Annotated in this window: 14 protein-coding genes; 8 read left to right on the top strand and 6 right to left on the bottom strand. The window is 47.9% G+C overall.

Annotated elements, in window-relative coordinates; translation table 11 throughout:
- Window positions 1-104: 104 nt before the first annotated feature.
- Window positions 105-623, bottom strand: coding sequence for an Hcp family type VI secretion system effector (locus AB8599_RS19095; RefSeq protein ID WP_407330938.1), 519 nt, complete (start codon window positions 621-623; stop codon window positions 105-107).
- A gap of 284 nt (window positions 624-907) precedes the next feature.
- On the opposite strand from AB8599_RS19095, the gene AB8599_RS19100 reads away from it, so the two are divergent.
- Window positions 908-1435 (top strand): DUF4395 domain-containing protein, encoded by a 528-nt coding sequence (locus AB8599_RS19100; protein ID WP_407333318.1) that lies wholly within the window; start codon window positions 908-910, stop codon window positions 1433-1435.
- Window positions 1436-1579: 144 nt separating this feature from the next.
- On the top strand, window positions 1580-1795 hold the full coding sequence (locus AB8599_RS19105; protein WP_407333319.1) for a DUF3820 family protein: 216 nt from the start codon (window positions 1580-1582) through the stop codon (window positions 1793-1795).
- Between the two features lie 101 nt (window positions 1796-1896).
- Here the strand turns inward: AB8599_RS19105 and AB8599_RS19110 are convergent, their stop codons facing one another.
- Window positions 1897-4137, bottom strand: coding sequence for a DNA/RNA non-specific endonuclease (locus tag AB8599_RS19110; protein WP_407333320.1), 2241 nt, complete (start codon window positions 4135-4137; stop codon window positions 1897-1899).
- 511 nt (window positions 4138-4648) lie between these two features.
- On the opposite strand from AB8599_RS19110, the gene galM reads away from it, so the two are divergent.
- Window positions 4649-5713, top strand: coding sequence for a galactose-1-epimerase (gene galM, locus AB8599_RS19115; protein ID WP_407334435.1), 1065 nt, complete (start codon window positions 4649-4651; stop codon window positions 5711-5713).
- Between the two features lie 166 nt (window positions 5714-5879).
- Here galM and AB8599_RS19120 read toward each other — a convergent pair whose 3' ends face one another.
- Both AB8599_RS19120 and AB8599_RS19125 read right to left on the bottom strand, forming a co-directional pair.
- Window positions 5880-6845 (bottom strand): nucleoside hydrolase, encoded by a 966-nt coding sequence (locus tag AB8599_RS19120; RefSeq protein WP_407333321.1) that lies wholly within the window; start codon window positions 6843-6845, stop codon window positions 5880-5882.
- Window positions 6846-6970: 125 nt separating this feature from the next.
- Window positions 6971-7861: a LysR family transcriptional regulator gene (locus tag AB8599_RS19125; protein WP_407333322.1), complete on the bottom strand. Its 891-nt coding sequence runs from the start codon at window positions 7859-7861 to the stop codon at window positions 6971-6973.
- Window positions 7862-7976: 115 nt separating this feature from the next.
- Here AB8599_RS19125 and AB8599_RS19130 point away from each other — a divergent pair, with 115 nt between their 5' ends.
- Window positions 7977-8840: an MBL fold metallo-hydrolase gene (locus tag AB8599_RS19130; protein ID WP_407333323.1), complete on the top strand. Its 864-nt coding sequence runs from the start codon at window positions 7977-7979 to the stop codon at window positions 8838-8840.
- Window positions 8841-8883: 43 nt separating this feature from the next.
- Here AB8599_RS19130 and AB8599_RS19135 read toward each other — a convergent pair whose 3' ends face one another.
- On the bottom strand, window positions 8884-9018 hold the full coding sequence (locus tag AB8599_RS19135; RefSeq protein ID WP_407333324.1) for a hypothetical protein: 135 nt from the start codon (window positions 9016-9018) through the stop codon (window positions 8884-8886).
- 160 nt (window positions 9019-9178) lie between these two features.
- Here AB8599_RS19135 and AB8599_RS19140 point away from each other — a divergent pair, with 160 nt between their 5' ends.
- From AB8599_RS19140 to AB8599_RS19150, 3 genes are all read left to right on the top strand, one after another.
- A complete protein-coding gene (locus AB8599_RS19140) occupies window positions 9179-10384 on the top strand; it encodes an iron-containing alcohol dehydrogenase (RefSeq protein ID WP_407333325.1) in 1206 nt (401 codons plus the stop codon).
- Between the two features lie 149 nt (window positions 10385-10533).
- The gene (locus AB8599_RS19145) at window positions 10534-11985 is read left to right on the top strand and encodes a DEAD/DEAH box helicase (RefSeq protein ID WP_407333326.1); all 1452 of its coding nucleotides are present in this window, start codon (window positions 10534-10536) and stop codon (window positions 11983-11985) included.
- Between the two features lie 266 nt (window positions 11986-12251).
- Window positions 12252-12815, top strand: a complete 564-nt coding sequence (locus AB8599_RS19150) for a hypothetical protein (RefSeq protein WP_407333327.1) — start codon at window positions 12252-12254, stop codon at window positions 12813-12815.
- A gap of 594 nt (window positions 12816-13409) precedes the next feature.
- Here AB8599_RS19150 and yegD read toward each other — a convergent pair.
- Window positions 13410-14762, bottom strand: coding sequence for a molecular chaperone (yegD, locus tag AB8599_RS19155; protein WP_407333328.1), 1353 nt, complete (start codon window positions 14760-14762; stop codon window positions 13410-13412).
- Window positions 14763-15229: 467 nt separating this feature from the next.
- Here yegD and AB8599_RS19160 point away from each other — a divergent pair, with 467 nt between their 5' ends.
- Window positions 15230-15976 carry an HAD hydrolase-like protein gene (locus AB8599_RS19160; RefSeq protein WP_407333329.1) on the top strand — a complete coding sequence of 249 codons (747 nt, stop codon included), beginning with the start codon at window positions 15230-15232 and terminating at the stop codon, window positions 15974-15976.
- Window positions 15977-15999 lie beyond the last annotated feature (23 nt).

A 15999-nucleotide genomic window follows, 5' to 3' on the forward strand; every position in this document is an offset into this window, starting at 1 on the left:
TTGACGACAAAACCCGCCCAAGGGCGGGTTGGGCACGAGAAGTCACTTTTTCTTATAAGAACCCTGAGGCCTAAAAAGCAAAAGTGACGTCTTGATGTGAAGCCTTATGCTTCAATCGGCGCACGCCAGTCATCGGCACCTGACGTCCCTGCTACAGTGTGTTCCCAATCAATCTTGCGGTAAGCGACAGACACAGTCACCAGCTGGGTGAACTCTTTCTTGTTCGCGTCTTGGCAATGGGGCATTTGGCAATCGATATCGATGATGGTGCCGTCAGTGAGGATGGTGGAGAAGAAGTGCTCTTGCTTACCTTCCACCGAGGTGCGGTACCATTTGAGTTCAATCTTTGGCAGCATCTCGCCTGATGCGAGTGAGTTGTACATCAGCGGCACGGCTTTGTTCAGCGCCACGGTGAACTTGAACGGCTTGTGAACACGTTGGCCAGAAGGCTGACCGCTTTGTGGGTCGGTCGGCACGGTCACGATGTGGTCAAACGCTTGAACCAGCATTTGGTCTTCGTGGCCTTCCACATAGATGTTACCGACAGAATCCGCGGTGAAAGCACCGGCAGTGATGTTTCCCTGAGTTTTGCCTTCAATAGCGATATAACATGGAGTTGGCATTGCGATGTCCTTATTCAATGGTTGCCCGCCAATCATGGCGGACAGAGAAATGAGTGATACAACGCAAGAGATAACGCAAAGGGTGTGCCAGCTCTGAGGTGCAATAAAAACAAGGAGTTAGTGAGTGGCCTCACTCAGGCGAGCAAAGAATTGCTTGGATGTCAGGCGAAAAATTGCTCAGCGAGCAATATTTGGCCGGATAGTGTCATCAATTCCGTCACGCCCCGTCATCATTTCTTTCAGCGTATAGACTTAGAGAAGAAAGAGAGACAAGGGAAAGCTCTATGCGCGCTGACGAACAAAAAAAATATCATACCTTTTTGACTAAACCTGTATTGGCGATGGGGCAAAGCTTGCCGGGTGAAAGTGATTTACGGATAGACGAAACCGCGACGCGAGCAAGAGCAGGGCTGCTCAATATTCTCTCTGCGGTGACCATGTTTATACTCGTTGTTCGTCCCGAATGGGACCCCATCATTTATGTTGGACCTTATGTCATCTTTGACATGGCAATGGCTGCGATGTTTGGTTTAACGCCACTCAGTCCATCAGGTGTGCTAGGTACCGCCATGACAATGAAGTTTAAGCCAGTTTGGCGGCCTATAAAGCCTAAACGCTTTGCGTGGATATTAGGTGCATCGATGGGAATAACTTGTTTGGCATTTCGATTATTCGACTTTTCTGATATTTGGCTTCTCTCTGTCTTGGGTATCTGTTTTTTGTTGACGTGGCTAGAGGCAGTGCTGGGCTTTTGCGTGGGTTGCTGGATGCACAGCAAACTCTTTGGTTGTGAAGTGTGTCAGTTGGATTGAATAACAAAAATGCGCTGGTTTGTGTCACTGGGGTGCCACTTTGTGTCAGCGTATGTTCCCCCTTTATTTCGCTGGTTTTTTTCTGATCTGAAATCCGTAAGGGTATACACTGCCCGCTTGTTTACTGAATAAAGCGCTCAAACCATGTTAGAAAAAGAGAATATGCTCAAACTTGCCCGAATTAAAATGCCATTTGGCAAATATTCGGGAAGAGTGCTTATCGACTTGCCTGAAGAATACTTGCTGTGGTTTGAAAGGCAGGGGTTTCCCAGCGGTGAACTTGGTCAGCTGATGGCGCTTTGTCTTACCTTAAAAATTGAAGGGTTAGACGAGATTGTGAGACCGTTAAAGAACATGTAATCACTAAAAAAAGCCCATCACACCCGCAAGCTTTTGTGCAAATGGTCAGGGCTTATCGTCAATGAATGCTCAATCAGTTTCGGGTCTTCTCCAAGGCTCGACTACGTGAAATTCAGCACCTGACCTTCGGCTCGTCGACTGACTGATTTATATTCCACCTTTGAAATCACTGTCTGCTCCACGTCTATTAGCTCGATGTATGATCCTTTGTTGGAAAGCGCAGCGCCACCGCCTCCTGCTCGCACGACAATACGATGATCTCGACCAGGCGCGAGTTTGGTTTTCTCTTGAATCGCGGTAGTGCCTGATTTAGTGCGTATCTTCCAGCCTGTCACGTCAACCAACCCCGCGGTTTCATTGCGGATTGATACCCATTCATTTTTATCTCCTGAGCCTTGCGGGTTAGGCAGCGCAGAAGCAATCACAACATCCCCCTCTTGATACAAAGTGACCTCAGCGTTGGAGTGGGGTGCCAAAAGAGGTTGGTGATTATCTCGACTTTTCAGCACGGGATAAAACGATCGTAAATGGAAACCGCGGGATTTGTCCTGACGGGTTTCGCGATAAATTACCAAATCATAGCGCCAGTCGTTAATGGCTGCGCGGCGGTTGGATTCTCCATCGAAAAATGCCAGTGCGTCGGCGTCATTGCGGTAGCTTTCGAAGGTCACTAATGTGCCCAGAGCTAGCATGCATTCTGGGCTGATGCCGACAAAAAAGCCGCCTTTTTCTTTCAGTGCAGACTTATTTCCCACACGCCAGCGCATGGACAGCGTCGCCACATCGGTATTGAGCTGACCTTCAGGGCCATCATAGAAAGAGCCGAGATAATTCAGGTTAGATTGGCCGCTCATTGCAACTTGCTCGTCCCAAAAGAACTTCACCCAATAATGATATCCACCCACTTCATAGCGAGAGCCTTCGCGTTTAATTTCCCCAAGGAACACATGCTCAAAGCCCGATGCACCGATAACAGCTTTATCGAAATAATTGGTGTAGAGGCCAAACCAAATGTTACGCAAGGTGGTTTGAAAGGCGGCCATGTCGGAGAGATCAACGCAGGCTTCTGAACCGAACGTGGTGCTGGAAAAGGGCATGTCGGTGTGGGCTTTTCTCTCAAAGCCTAATCCGCCAATTTCCGGCGAAGCGGTGATGTATTGATAGACTTCCTCCATCAAGGTCACACCATTACTGCCTGTGGTGGCAAAGCAGGTGTTTAGGAAGTTGTCGATCTCGATGCGCTCTTGGTTACTGTATTGTTCGCCATCGTGTGCCATTTCGTTGTAGTTATCCAACAGGCGCTTAAAGGCTTCATAGGTAGGCGACAACATTAGCTTGTCAGTATTCACGTCATCGAAGAGGGCAAATTTGGCGAGGTCTTGTTTTCTGGGGTTACGAAAGCCTTGTTCGTACAAACGAATATCCGCGTTTTCATTCATCCAGCGACCATCTTTCATGCGTGTCACGCTGAATTTGTTTTTATCGCCATCCCAAAGTGCTTGAATGATATCTGTGTAGTCGCCCCGGGTATTGATGATGTCCGTGGGCGATTCGATGGGGCGCATTTCTGGCGTGTCGATGTCGTTAGAAAGGGTAAAGTTGTTTGGCGAGTAGAACATTGGGTTGGCTTCGTACAGCTCAGCTTGGAAGTAGAGATCCGTCAGCTCACTGATCTGTGACAGTGAGACCTGATAGCTCTCCAAGTTAAGCGTTTTACGCCCGTCATGGTCGTCCCAAAATTCGCTCTGTTTCATCAAAAATGCACGGCATTGCAGCTCACCACCACGGGTAAACACGATGACTTTCCAAAAAGCGGAAGGAATAAATGTGCCGCGGTAGGGTTGATCATTGATGCTGTTAATCGGGCCAGTAAATACAGACAAGCGATCGCCCAGTTCCTGCTCTTCGAGCAGCCAGTTTTCGAGCTCCAACCACTCATCTTGATTAAACTTCGCGTGCTGCAAGTTGGCATTGGTGTAGAAGAAGGAGTCTCTATTCGCTTGGCTTGCTTTGGCGCGCTCACCCCACGTAATGGCGGCCCGTCGCACCATGTGCCCGCGATCCCACACATTGTTTTTGTAAACGTCAGGCCCTGCTTGATAGGCAAGGTCAACGCGGGGGTCGAGTTTCCATCGGCTTCGCGCCAAGCTGATCAGGTTCTCACGATCAATGTTATGCGCAGTATAAAACGCCATTTTGGTTTCACGGTTCATCACCAGAGAAAAATGCTCGTAATGCAGGGGCTCGCCATATTCCCATGCCACCTCTAACAAGCTTTCGCCTAGGCGTGGTAATGAAACGGGAATAGGTAAAAATGCCGTGTCGAATCCTTGTGCAGCCATTGAGATCTCCTGAGTGTTTAGCCGAAATTCGTGTCTGAATGAAATGTGTACGTTTAGATGTAGTTCGACTTAGAACAAGGTGCTGCGCAATACGCTATCTCAGCAATGTGTCTGATTTGTTCCAACAAAGTATGATTGATTGCCGCTTAACTAGAAGTGAGACGATCTTTCACGTTTGCTGTTTTGGGTGGGGAGAAGATCAAGGTCGAGTTGGCAAGCCAGAAACAGGTGATTGGCTGCTAAAGGTGTTAATGCATAAAATGACAACGTAATAAATTGTTATATGGGTGCTATTGATTACCTTTAACGTGTGCCGTGCATCTTTTGTAAACTTTTTCAAACGTTGTTAGGGGTACGGTTCGGGTTGTCTGTCACTTGGTAGGATGCAACACACTTATCTCGCGAAATAAAACCCTTAGCGTCGTGAAGCGAATAAGGCGTGAGAGGCGCGCTCACTCCAATAGCATATCGAACAATACATGATGGAGAAAAAGACGGTATGAGCGAACAGATGCTGCCACACGTTTCACAAATAAGTGCTGCGATGACCGCACACCATGCGTATGACGATCGTCCTGCAAATGTGGTTCATCTGCATAACGCAGCCGGAATGACCGCGTCATTTATGGACATTGGCGCAACCTGGCTGAGTTGTAATTTACCCATGAAAGAAGAACGTCGTGAAGTCTTGCTGCGTTCGCCAGATATGGATGCCCACAAAGTGCAAAAGGCATATCTGGGCGCGATTGTCGGTCGCTTTGCTAACCGTATTAATAACAGTCGTTTTTTGTTGAGTGGCACGGAATACGTGTTGGCAGCAAATGAAGGGGAAAATACCTTACACGGTGGCGTAAACGGTTTTGACAAACAGCGTTGGGTGATTAAATCTCAAACGCCACAACAGGTAGTGTTTACGCTTTTTTCTGTAGATGGCGACCAAGGCTTTCCGGGCAACTTAAGTGTCAAAGTGACATATACCCTAACGAATGATAATTCGGTTGAGATTGGCTACGAGGCGATATGTGATGCGGATTGCCCGATTAACTTAACCAACCATGCCTATTTCAACCTAAATGGCGAAGAAAGTGGTGCTAAAAGTCTCGATCACTCACTGAAAATGCACGCTAGCCATTATTTACCCACACGAGCTGATTTGATCCCGACGGGCGAGCAGCGCAAAGTGACAAGCACAGCATTTGATTTCAATGTGGCAAAAACCATACTACGTGACTTCTTGATCGATGATGATCAAGTGATGGCGGGCGGATATGACCATGCGTTTATGTTGGTACCTGAATATTGTGATGGCAAAGCGGCGGTGGCCACCGTTGTTTCTCCCGATGAAGCGGTCACAATGACAATCATGACCACCAAACCTGCTATTCAGTTTTACTCGGGTAATTTCCTCCAAAACACCGCAGGTGCGAGCCATATTTACGAAAAATATGAAGGCTTAGCGCTAGAGACACAATACTTGCCGGACGGGCCGAATCAGCCCCAATGGGGCGCTTTGTCCGGGATTCAACAAGCCAAAGTGCCGTATCAGCACATCACGCGTTATCGTTTTGTGTATTAGCGAACAGTGGAGGTTGGTGCGCCTTGTTAACGCAGGGGTGAGGAGCACAGCAAGGATTAACAGAGCTGTTGGTAGTAGGCAAACAAACGCCGACAACTAATGTTGTATTAGCGATCGGCGTTTATTTAGAGAGCGCTGAGCGTAAAAGCTTTTTAAAAGCGCAAATTTAGCGATTACCGTATTGCGCCATCGAATCGAGGTAGAGATCTAATACGCCTTGGTCGTTGACCGCCACGGCTACTTGTTGCGGCTTTTTGTCTGCCCATTCATCGGTTTTGTGTTGTGTCTGTTTGTACTTTTGCAGGGTCAGACCTTCGGCCGGGCCGTCGCATACCACTCGGATAGGGCCTTCACGTAGCGTAAACAGCGAAGGGTTTATCACATAAGCAATGGCTGATGGGTCGTGTACAAAACAGCCATTTACGCCCATGCGAGATTTGTAAAAATCGAGGTAGAAGCGGCTGATATCCCACATGAACTGGCCCACTTCTCCGCACGTATCGCGAAGTGTGTCGATATAGTCCGTAGAAAAGAAGGTTTCGTGAGTCACGTCCAACCCAATCACGGTGACAGGCCAGCCAGCAGTAAAAACGATGTCTGCGGCATGTGGGTCGTCGTGAACATTGGCTTCGGCAAATGGGGTGACATTGCCTGTGTGCTCATGCGTACCAAAGGCTCCGCCCATGATCACCACTTCTTTAACCAGTGCAGTAATTTCGGGGGCCAGTGTCACCGCGAGAGCAAGGTTGGTCAGTGGGCCGACCGCAACCAGCGTGATTTCGTTTGGCGCCGCTTTCACCGCATCAATGATGTATTGATGCGCAGGGCGCGGATCTGCCTGAATATTGGGCTCATCTATCTTTACATCACCAAAGCCATTTTCGCCGTGTACCGCAATACTGGCACCGACGGGCGGGCGCTTAAGGGGGTTGCTCGCGCCTTTGGCCACGTCGCATTGAAAGCCAAAACGTTGTTTGAGGTAAAGGGCATTGCGGGTACTGGTTTCAATATCTGCATTGCCAAAGACCGTGGTTAGCGCGACCAACTCAATGTTGGGATTGGCTTCTGCAAACAGTATCGCCATCGCGTCATCAATACCTGGGTCAGTATCGAGGATGATTTTTGCATTCATAGTGAATATACCTAGCCTTTTGTTTTTTATTTTAAATGTATTTTGAGGTCATATTGCCAAAGCAAATTCGACCTGTTGGCTTTTATTATGAGAAATACCAACAAAGTAACGTGTTGGACCGATTATCACTTTTTACCTAAGAATTGAAAATAGCTGCTCAGGTAGTCAATCACTGCTCTAACTGCGGGAGCCATGTTTTTTCTCGATGGGTAAAGAACGTAGATCTGCATGTCTTGCGGCTTCCATTCACCCAGAATTGGAACAAGCTCACCAGACTGAATATATTTCTCCGCCAAGTAAGTTGGTTGCATTGAAATGCCCATCCCTTCTATTGATCCGTATAACAGTGATGTCGCCTCATTCGCAGTGAGTTTGCATTGTATATCGATTGATTCGCTCAACTCGCCGTTTTGTAAATGCCATACGTGGTGCGCGAAGTTTCTATAGCCAAGACATTGATGCGTTGACAGGTCGGAAGGGCATGTGATCGGTGCATGGGTATCGATATATGACGGAGAAGCGACCAAGACGGATTCACAAACTGCGATAGGCTTTCCTATCAAAGATGGATCGGGGTTGGATGAAATGCGAATGGCGAGATCGATACGATCGCGGGTCAAATCGTTAGTTGTGTCTCGTAAGTCCATGTCGATGATGACACGAGGGTTGTCCGCCATGAAGGTTTTTAAAGCAGGAATAAGTTGGGCATGCCCAAATGACATGGAGACGGCAATGCGCACTGTTCCTGTTAATTCACCGTAAGTCGTATTAAGAAAAGAGAGCGATTCCGCCTGCTCAACGAGTTGTTCAACGTGCTCAAGATACCGTTCACCGGCTGAAGTCAGAGACACTTTACGTGTAGTCCGATGAAGTAAGCGCGTTTTCAGCCAGTCTTCCATGGCTTCAACGTATCGCGTCACCATGGGGCGAGACATCTCTAATCGGTCGGCCGTGGCGGTAAAGCTGCCTGTTTTTGTCACATCCAAAAACACCCTTGCGGCTGTGATTCTGTCCATGATTCGCTCGTAATAAGAAACAATATTGTTCAGTATTTGCTGTTTTTCCGAGCAGGTCAATTCACTAATCTAGTCTCCGACAAGAAAACATAAAACAATCTTTTGGAGAACAATGATGAAAACACGTATTGCACTTTTGACAACGCTACTTGCCGGTCAAGCTTTCGCTGCTGACATGGCACCGTTGACACTGGATGTTTACTACGGCGACGAAAATAGCTTTATGGTGACATCCACTTTAGTTCAAGGCGAAACCGAAGCCGTGTTGATTGATACGGGTTTCACAAAAGCAGATGCTTTGCGCATTGCCGCCAAAGTATTGGACTCAGGTAAGGAACTAAAAACCATTTTTATTAGTCAGGCCGATCCTGATTACTATTTCGGTGCGGAAGTGATTCATCAATTTTTTCCCAATGCTGAGATCATCACAACGCCTGCTGTGAAGAAAGTGATTGAGAAGAAATTGGCGGGGAAAGTGGCATTTTGGGGGCCAAAAATGGGCGCCAATGCACCGGTGAAGCCAATCGTTCCAGAAGCGGTTACTGTCACCTCTTTCTCAGTGAATGGCACGCCGATCGAAATCAAGGGGACGGAAGGTGTATTGGCACACCGCCCTTATTTGTGGCTACCTGCGAACAAAGCGATTCTTGGCAACGTTGGCGTGTTTGAAGGTATACATGGTTGGATGGCCGATACGCAAACAGACGCCGAGGTGGCGGCGTGGACAGCCCAACTGAAAGAAATGCAAGCTCTACAACCCCAAGTGGTTGTCCCTGGGCATACGACGCCAGATTCCTCGTTGAATGCTGAAGCCATTGATTATTCACTTTCCTACATTTCCGATTTTGTTGAGGCGAAAAAAAGCAGCAAAGACAGCAAATCGCTGATTGAAACAATGATGAAGTCTTACCCCGATGCCGCTGAGCCGTCGTCATTGGATCTGAGTGCTAAAGTGCATACCGGTGAAATGAAGTGGTAAACGTCATAGGTTGAGAATGACAAAGAAAAGGGGAGTGATGTATTCACTCCCCTTTTTTCTTGTTGTTAGCGATCAATTGTAACTCATCGATTTTTAGGTCTGCCTTCTCAGCGGTCTCCGATTCAAAGCCATCCAAGCGGTTTGGTTTTTCATTCAGTGATTTTGGGGTCTGCACCATGGTCATCCTCTGACGTGTTTAAGTGGGAGCTCCCGTTTATCAGGCGATGAAATATAGACCGCGCATCGTGACGAATCACTGTTTTTGAAAGCAAAAAGATAGATGGCACGGCGTCTGTTGCCTAGGCTATTACTACATCTCAAAAGAGGTAACAGACACAATGGGGCAACCGTCGTTGTTTTTCTTTAAAGGCTATATGAAAGCGCTCAAGGTCGCTGCTCGGGTGATCCCTATTCCGCGTCCGACTTTGTTTACAGGTGCAGACAGCACCGAGCAATTGTGTGAAGCGATTGGATTGATGAATCTCGGTAAGTTGCTGATAGTGACTGATCAACAGTTAGTCGATGTGGGGATTGTCGAAAAAGTAGAAGCGCATTTGTTACGTTTTGGCGTGAGTTTCGTTCGCTATGCCAATGTCATGCCCGATCCTACCTATCCCATGGCGGAAGAAGGCCGAGATCTTTATTTACGGGAACAGTGCACTGGCATTTTAGCCATTGGTGGTGGCTCGCCAATCGATTGTGCCAAAGTGATTGCTGCACGCGTTACCAATAAGAAATCTATTCAAAAGCTCGCGGGAATCCTCAAGGTATGGCGTACCCCCGCGCCACTGTTTGTTATTCCGACCACCGCTGGAACGGGTTCGGAAGTGACTGTTGCCGCAGTGATTTCAGACCCTTTCACGCATCAGAAAACCCCTTTAATGGACCCAAAGCTGGTGCCTATCATGGCGGCGCTCGATCCTGTGTTAATGACAGGGCTTCCACCCGCGGTGACTGCCGCAACAGGCATGGATGCGCTGACCCATGCTGTTGAGGCTTACTTATCGTTAAACGCAACGACAGAAACAGATGGCTATGTGAATGCCGCGGTACAACTTATCAGCAATAATCTTGTTCCTGCATACAAAGATGGCCATTCGCTAAAAGTGCGGTTCAATATGTCCATGGCGTCGTATTACGCTGGGCTGGCGTTCACCAAAGCCAGTTTGGGATACACTCATGCGATTGCACATAATCTTGGTGCCAAATACGGTACGCCGCATGGCCTCGCCAATGCCTTGGCGTTGCCTCATGTATTGAGATTTTCATTGCCGAGTGCAACCGCGCGAATGGCTGAACTGGCGCACATGGCAGGGGTAGGTGATGCAACATGGGATGATGCGACCAATGCACATGCTTTTGTTGCCTATATAGTTTCATTACAAGATGCTTTATCGTTGCCAAAAACACTGGCGGAAATTCAAACGTCGGATGTGGCAATCATCGCCAAAAATGCCATTAAAGAGGCGAAGTGGAACTATCCTGTTCCACGTTATGCCACCCAAAAAGACTGCGAGCAAATGATCGAAAAATTGATGGCATGAGTGATACTTCAACATGGCCTTGTCGCTGCGCGAATGCACCTGCACAGACATTGCTCTGCTTTTCTAACCACTCGTGCTAGAATGCGCGCCCTTTGTGGCGTTGCTATCTGCCATACTTGTTGTCATTTCTTTTTACGCCGAGATTTCTCATGCCATTCTCTAAGCTGGGCTTAAGCCTGCCGATTGTTTCTGCCGTCACTGAACTTGGGTATCAAACCCCAACGCCGATTCAGGAAAAAGCCATTCCTGTGATTTTGAAAGGGGAAAACCTCCTTGCAGCAGCGCAAACCGGAACCGGTAAAACAGCAAGTTTTGTTTTGCCTATCCTTGAGATGCTAAGCCGTGGTGAAACCCAACGTAAAAAGCGTGTTCGCGCGTTGATCCTTGCACCGACTCGAGAGTTGGTGGCACAGGTAGAAAAGAATGCAGAGCAGTATGCGAAGAATCTGTCACTGACCACGTTGGCGATGTACGGCGGTAAAGAGATCGCGGCGCAGAAACAGCGTTTGATTGAAGGCGTTGATATTCTGGTTGCCACACCAGGTCGTTTGCTTGACATGTACGCGCAACGCGCCGTTCACTTCGACGAAATTGAAATTTTGGTGCTGGATGAAGCTGACCGCATGTTAGACATGGGCTTCATTGAAGACATCAACAAGATCATTGAGCGCTTGCCAGTTGACCGCCAAAACTTGCTGTTCTCTGCAACCTTGTCTGACAAAATTCGATTCCTAGCGAAAACCGCCGTGCCGAATCCGGTTGAAATTTCAACTGCGGACTCGCAAAGCAAGCCAGAGATCGAACAGTGGCTAGTGACGGTCGATAAAGACAAAAAATCTGCGCTGTTGAGCCATTTGATCACTGAGCAGAAATGGGACCAAGCCCTGATTTTCCTAGAAACCAAGCACGGCGCTGCCAAGCTGGTGGAACAATTGGGTAAACGCGGGATTCCTGCCGAGTCATTCCACAGTGGTCGCAGCCAAGCAGTGCGAGAGCAGTTGCTGGAGGATTTTAAATCTGGCGCACTTAAGTACCTTGTGGCGACAGGCGTTGCATCTCGCGGGATTGACATCGAAGAGCTAACCCGAGTGGTGAATTACGATTTGCCATTCCCTGCTGACGACTACATTCACCGTATTGGTCGTACCGGGCGTGCAGGGGCGAAAGGTGAAGCGATCACTTTCTTGTCGAAAGATGATTTCAAAAACCTGTGCATGATCGAAAGCCGTTTAGGGCATTTGATTGAACGACGTGTGATTGAAGGGTTTGAGCCACGTAACCCAGTGCCTATTTCAGTGCTGAACTTTAAACCCAAACACTTGGCGTCAAAGAGCAATGCACCTAAAAACAGTTCATCAAAAAGTGGATCACCAAAAAGCCGTCAGCCGCGCAACGAGAAAAGCGAAGGGTCTGACAAGCGTGGTTCGCGCAACAGTTCACGACGCAGTGAAAACGCACGCTCAGGTGGCCGTTCAAATGATAGCCGTGTAAGTCGCAACGACGACAAAGCAGGCAGTTTATCCGCGAGCACATCTGATCGCTCAGGACGTGAAAGCAGCCCATGGGATACGGTAAAGCCGCGCACAGTTGGCAAATCCTGAGTCGTTATTGACGCGTGATCCAAACGTTGTAAAAAGTCCGCTCAGGCGGACTTTTTTGTATTCATCGCATTTTGACTTTTTTGATGCCTCGTCCTGTGCCAGTGTATTGATTATCCGCTAACGCATGTTTGGGTATGTGAGCGCTCTCGGGGTTCACACTGTCAATCTGTGATGTGATAGAGAACTAACCGTCTGATTCTTCAGTAATGAATAAATAATTCCCGCTGACTAAACGGGATGTTGGCGTCAATAATTAAGGATTGCAATTGAGACCAACACTAGGGCCACTAACCGTGCTATTACTCGCTGGATGCGCCACCGTGTCATCAGAATGGATGGCGGTGAACGGCGCGCAAGTCACGCAACAAGACGTCGTGGCTGTTGAGCGTCAATGCGAAGCTGCGCCGCCTGCGAACGTGACTGAAAACAAAATAGACTACTGCATGCTTTCTTATGGATTGATCCGACAAGACGCTATGTATGATGCTGCGCCTTCGTTTGTGAAAGCTGCGGCGATACGTATTAATCGTGATGTGCCAGTCATGGTGGATGAAGGAACAAGGCTGGATTCTGTTGCGCAAGACGGTCGCATGTTGCGTCTCAACCACACGATTGTTGATGATGTAGTCGCGGACATTAACGTTGAGTATTTTCGTCGTGTCGTGCCTCCTCTGGTCGTAAAAAACACCTGCCAGGCACGGCAAACCGTTGTGTTGTTTGAAAATGATGTTGTGTTTCGATATGTCTATTTTGACACGCTAGGGGCGTTTATTACTGAATTTGATGTAAAACTCTCTGATTGTACTACCGAAGCACCAATCAATAGGTAAGAGTGGTTTTCTTTTCTACAGTTAACAGCTTTCTTATGGCGCAGAACTTTAGATGTGCGCCGCACAAAAAGGCTTTCTTCGCGCTATTTCTTAATCACTATGTCATAAATAACACGCCACTCAATAGTATCCACGTTGAATGGAATGTTTTTTATCAGCAATCCACTGCCTTTTCTCGCTGATGTCAATCTGAGTGAATCATCACCGATTGAACACTTCGTCCCGCTTGACGAACACCCACCTGACTTTTCTGTGCAAAAAGGAAACGTTCAGAGTGGGTGAGTTTCTTTTTTTGCGCCGCTAATCATTGTTAAACCGATGTCGAGTTATACCGATGTCGTGTTCAACACTGGCTCTCTCTCTGTGTTGCTTCATGGCATCAGAAAGTTGTGTTGCTTTTGATCGAAGGGTCACAGCTGCTGGTGGAATGTTATTGGTCTCTAACATGAAGATATGTAAAAACGAGTGAAAAACACCGCTTACTGATTATGGATTGAAGGGTTGGGATGGAGTTGAAAACCAGAAAAATTCGGAAGCCAAAGAGGGCAAATTCTCTCCCGAACTGGGAGAGAATAAGTCGTCAGAAACCTTACACTAACTAAATCGTGCGGCTGCGTGACGCGCTAGTCCGGACGTGACCGAGCCAAAGTAGTCACCCGCAACGATTGGCACACCCGGCAAAGTGGTTTCGAGCAAAGTGCGTAAGATAGGTGAACGAGCACTGCCGCCTGTCATGAAAATGGCATCAGGTTTGGTATGAGCTTGTGCCAGCGCCTCGGTCACTAATTCGCTTATCTTAGTCACGGGTTTCACAATCGCATCCGCCAGTTGCCCCGTATCGATATCCACATGCAGTTGCTCACTCACGTTAGGCAGCGTCACTTGCGTGTTCTGTTGCTCTGAGAGCAATATTTTCGCTTCCTCGGCACAACGAACAATTTGATAGCCCAATGTTTCTTTATGGACAGTAATCAAGCGCGCAATTTTTTCAGGCTCACTGGCATCACGCATTAATTGATCAAGCACTTTGCGGTTTGCTGATGCATAAAAATCGGACTGCGCGACCACATTGTTGATGGCTATCGGGTTCCAAAACTGTGTCACGGGCATATCCATGCCGCGTTGCAATGTTGAACCTTTGCCAAACAATGGCATAAGTTGATCAAATGCCAAATGGATATCAAGGTCGTTTCCACCAACACGACACCCAGAATGCCCTAATAATGAAGCGTGGCGATCTTCCTTATCTCGCCAACTTGGGCCCATTTGGATCAAGCTGCAGTCCGTTGTGCCACCACCAATATCGACCACTAATACTGTGCTGTCTTGCGCCAATGTACTTTCATATTCCAATCCCGCCGCGACTGGTTCAAATTGGAACAGTACGTCTTTGAAACCGGCACGTTTGGCCGCGGCAGTAAGAATAGATTCCGCCTGTTGGTTGGCTTTTTCGCCACCGCTTCCTTGGAAGTTAACAGGACGACCAATCACGGCTTGCAAAATATCGTCTTGCAGGTTCGCTTCTGCTTGTTGCTTGATGTTGGCCATCATGGCGCAAACCAGATCTTCGAAGAAGCTAACTTGCACGTCGCGCAAACCCGTCGCACCTAAAAATGATTTCGGAGACTTAACGTAGTAAACCTCTTCAGGGTCTTCTAAATAGGTGGCTAACGCTGCGCGACCAAAGCGTAAGTCGCCTGGCTCAACATCAATCCCTTCTTCTCGATTAAACGCCACGGCACGGCGAAGTAATTGCTCGCCAACCGAATCGATAGGTTTGATGGAAAAGTGACGCCAAAGATACTCGCTCACCGCTTCACGCGTTGGGGCGCAAAGGGTTGAGGGGATGAAAGGACTGTCGCCTTCTAAGGGAAGGAGGCGCGGTGCGCCATTCTCGATGACAGCCACAGAACAGTTAGCGGTTCCGTAATCGAAGCCGATAAACATGAAAACTCTCCTGCGTCAAAAAAGCCGCACAGTTTACGCGAAAGAGAAATCTTAACAAGCAAAGCTGGCGATTTAGTGACGTTGTTTGATTCGCTTTTCGTTAATTCTGTGGAAAATTGGCTGATCTCTTATGACATGAAAAAAAGTTAATAAAAAATATGATTAAAAATCAATATAATAATAGGTTTTGAGATGACGGTTAGTCAAAGATCAATAAGATAGATAACATGCGGTAACAGGGTGTCACTAGCTTTTCTCACCACTCTGCTAAATTAGAAAGACGACGTTATTTTCCCTTGGCTGCTGTTTTAACATCTCGCAGTCGCAACGTCTTTGTTAACCCATTGGCTGTGCATTCAATAACACATCAATTTCTTCAACCGGACAGGGATAACCCAAGCAGCGAACGCCTAACAGTGGCACTGGCGAACGTTTTCTCATACTAATCATCACAGTTGGAGTGACCTATGTTGTCAGCAACACAGGTGAAAGCCGTTGTTTTTGAGTTAGATGGTACCTTGGTGGATACTGCTGCTGACATTTGTCACGCCGCAGAGGAAATGTTGTCTGATTTGCGTTTGCCAAGTTTAAAACCAGAGCATGTACGCGATTGGATAGGGGATGGCTCAGACAAGTTGATCCATCGAATCCTTTCAAGAAAGATCGATGGAATCGTGCCAGACCCCGTGTTTCGTATCGGCAGTGCACTTTTTATGAAAGCCTATCAGCGACGTCATCATTCGAGTGCTGCATTGTTCGACGGGGTTGAGACTTGTCTTCGTCAGTTAAGCCGACGAAAAATCCCCATGGCGGTTGTTACAAACCAAGCGACAGCACAAGCCAATGAGATTCTGACGGTGTTAGGTATTCGTAGCCACTTTTCACTGGTGTTAGGTCGAGACGCATTACAAGAGCCCAAACCGTCTGCTGATGGCCTGTTGGAAGCCGCATTATTATTGCACCTCAAACCCGAACAGCTCTTGTTGGTGGGGGGAAGCGTGAATGATGTCAATGCATCGAGAGCCGCCCAATGCCCAGTAGTTTGTGTTAGCCACGGCTATAACTATGGGATTGATATTCGCAAATCGGCACCGGATGTCGTGGTGGATTCATTGGCGGAGATCCCCGCTTATTTGAACCAAGATAGACCGAGAGCCACGAGACCTCGGCCGGGACGAAAATTGGCCTCGAAATCGGAAAAAGAGAAGCGCTGACCAGCGCTTCTCTTTGATTGGGC

This window comes from Enterovibrio litoreus, from assembly GCF_045679545.1.
In the GTDB taxonomy this organism is placed as follows: Bacteria; Pseudomonadota; Gammaproteobacteria; order Enterobacterales; family Vibrionaceae; genus Enterovibrio.

What these genes read in the sequence shown, in the direction of transcription:
- AB8599_RS19135 (WP_407333324.1), bottom strand. Translation starts at nt 9,018, where the DNA reads ATGGTGCAGACCCCAAAATCACTGAATGAAAAACCAAACCGCTTGGAT.
- AB8599_RS19095 (WP_407330938.1), bottom strand. Translation starts at nt 623, where the DNA reads ATGCCAACTCCATGTTATATCGCTATTGAAGGCAAAACTCAGGGAAAC.
- yegD (WP_407333328.1), bottom strand. Translation starts at nt 14,762, where the DNA reads ATGTTTATCGGCTTCGATTACGGAACCGCTAACTGTTCTGTGGCTGTC.
- AB8599_RS19110 (WP_407333320.1), bottom strand. Translation starts at nt 4,137, where the DNA reads ATGGCTGCACAAGGATTCGACACGGCATTTTTACCTATTCCCGTTTCA.
- AB8599_RS19125 (WP_407333322.1), bottom strand. Translation starts at nt 7,861, where the DNA reads ATGGACAGAATCACAGCCGCAAGGGTGTTTTTGGATGTGACAAAAACA.
- AB8599_RS19105 (WP_407333319.1), top strand. Translation starts at nt 1,580, where the DNA reads ATGTTAGAAAAAGAGAATATGCTCAAACTTGCCCGAATTAAAATGCCA.
- AB8599_RS19145 (WP_407333326.1), top strand. Translation starts at nt 10,534, where the DNA reads ATGCCATTCTCTAAGCTGGGCTTAAGCCTGCCGATTGTTTCTGCCGTC.
- AB8599_RS19160 (WP_407333329.1), top strand. Translation starts at nt 15,230, where the DNA reads ATGTTGTCAGCAACACAGGTGAAAGCCGTTGTTTTTGAGTTAGATGGT.
- AB8599_RS19100 (WP_407333318.1), top strand. Translation starts at nt 908, where the DNA reads ATGCGCGCTGACGAACAAAAAAAATATCATACCTTTTTGACTAAACCT.
- AB8599_RS19130 (WP_407333323.1), top strand. Translation starts at nt 7,977, where the DNA reads ATGAAAACACGTATTGCACTTTTGACAACGCTACTTGCCGGTCAAGCT.
- AB8599_RS19120 (WP_407333321.1), bottom strand. Translation starts at nt 6,845, where the DNA reads ATGAATGCAAAAATCATCCTCGATACTGACCCAGGTATTGATGACGCG.
- galM (WP_407334435.1), top strand. Translation starts at nt 4,649, where the DNA reads ATGCTGCCACACGTTTCACAAATAAGTGCTGCGATGACCGCACACCAT.
- AB8599_RS19140 (WP_407333325.1), top strand. Translation starts at nt 9,179, where the DNA reads ATGGGGCAACCGTCGTTGTTTTTCTTTAAAGGCTATATGAAAGCGCTC.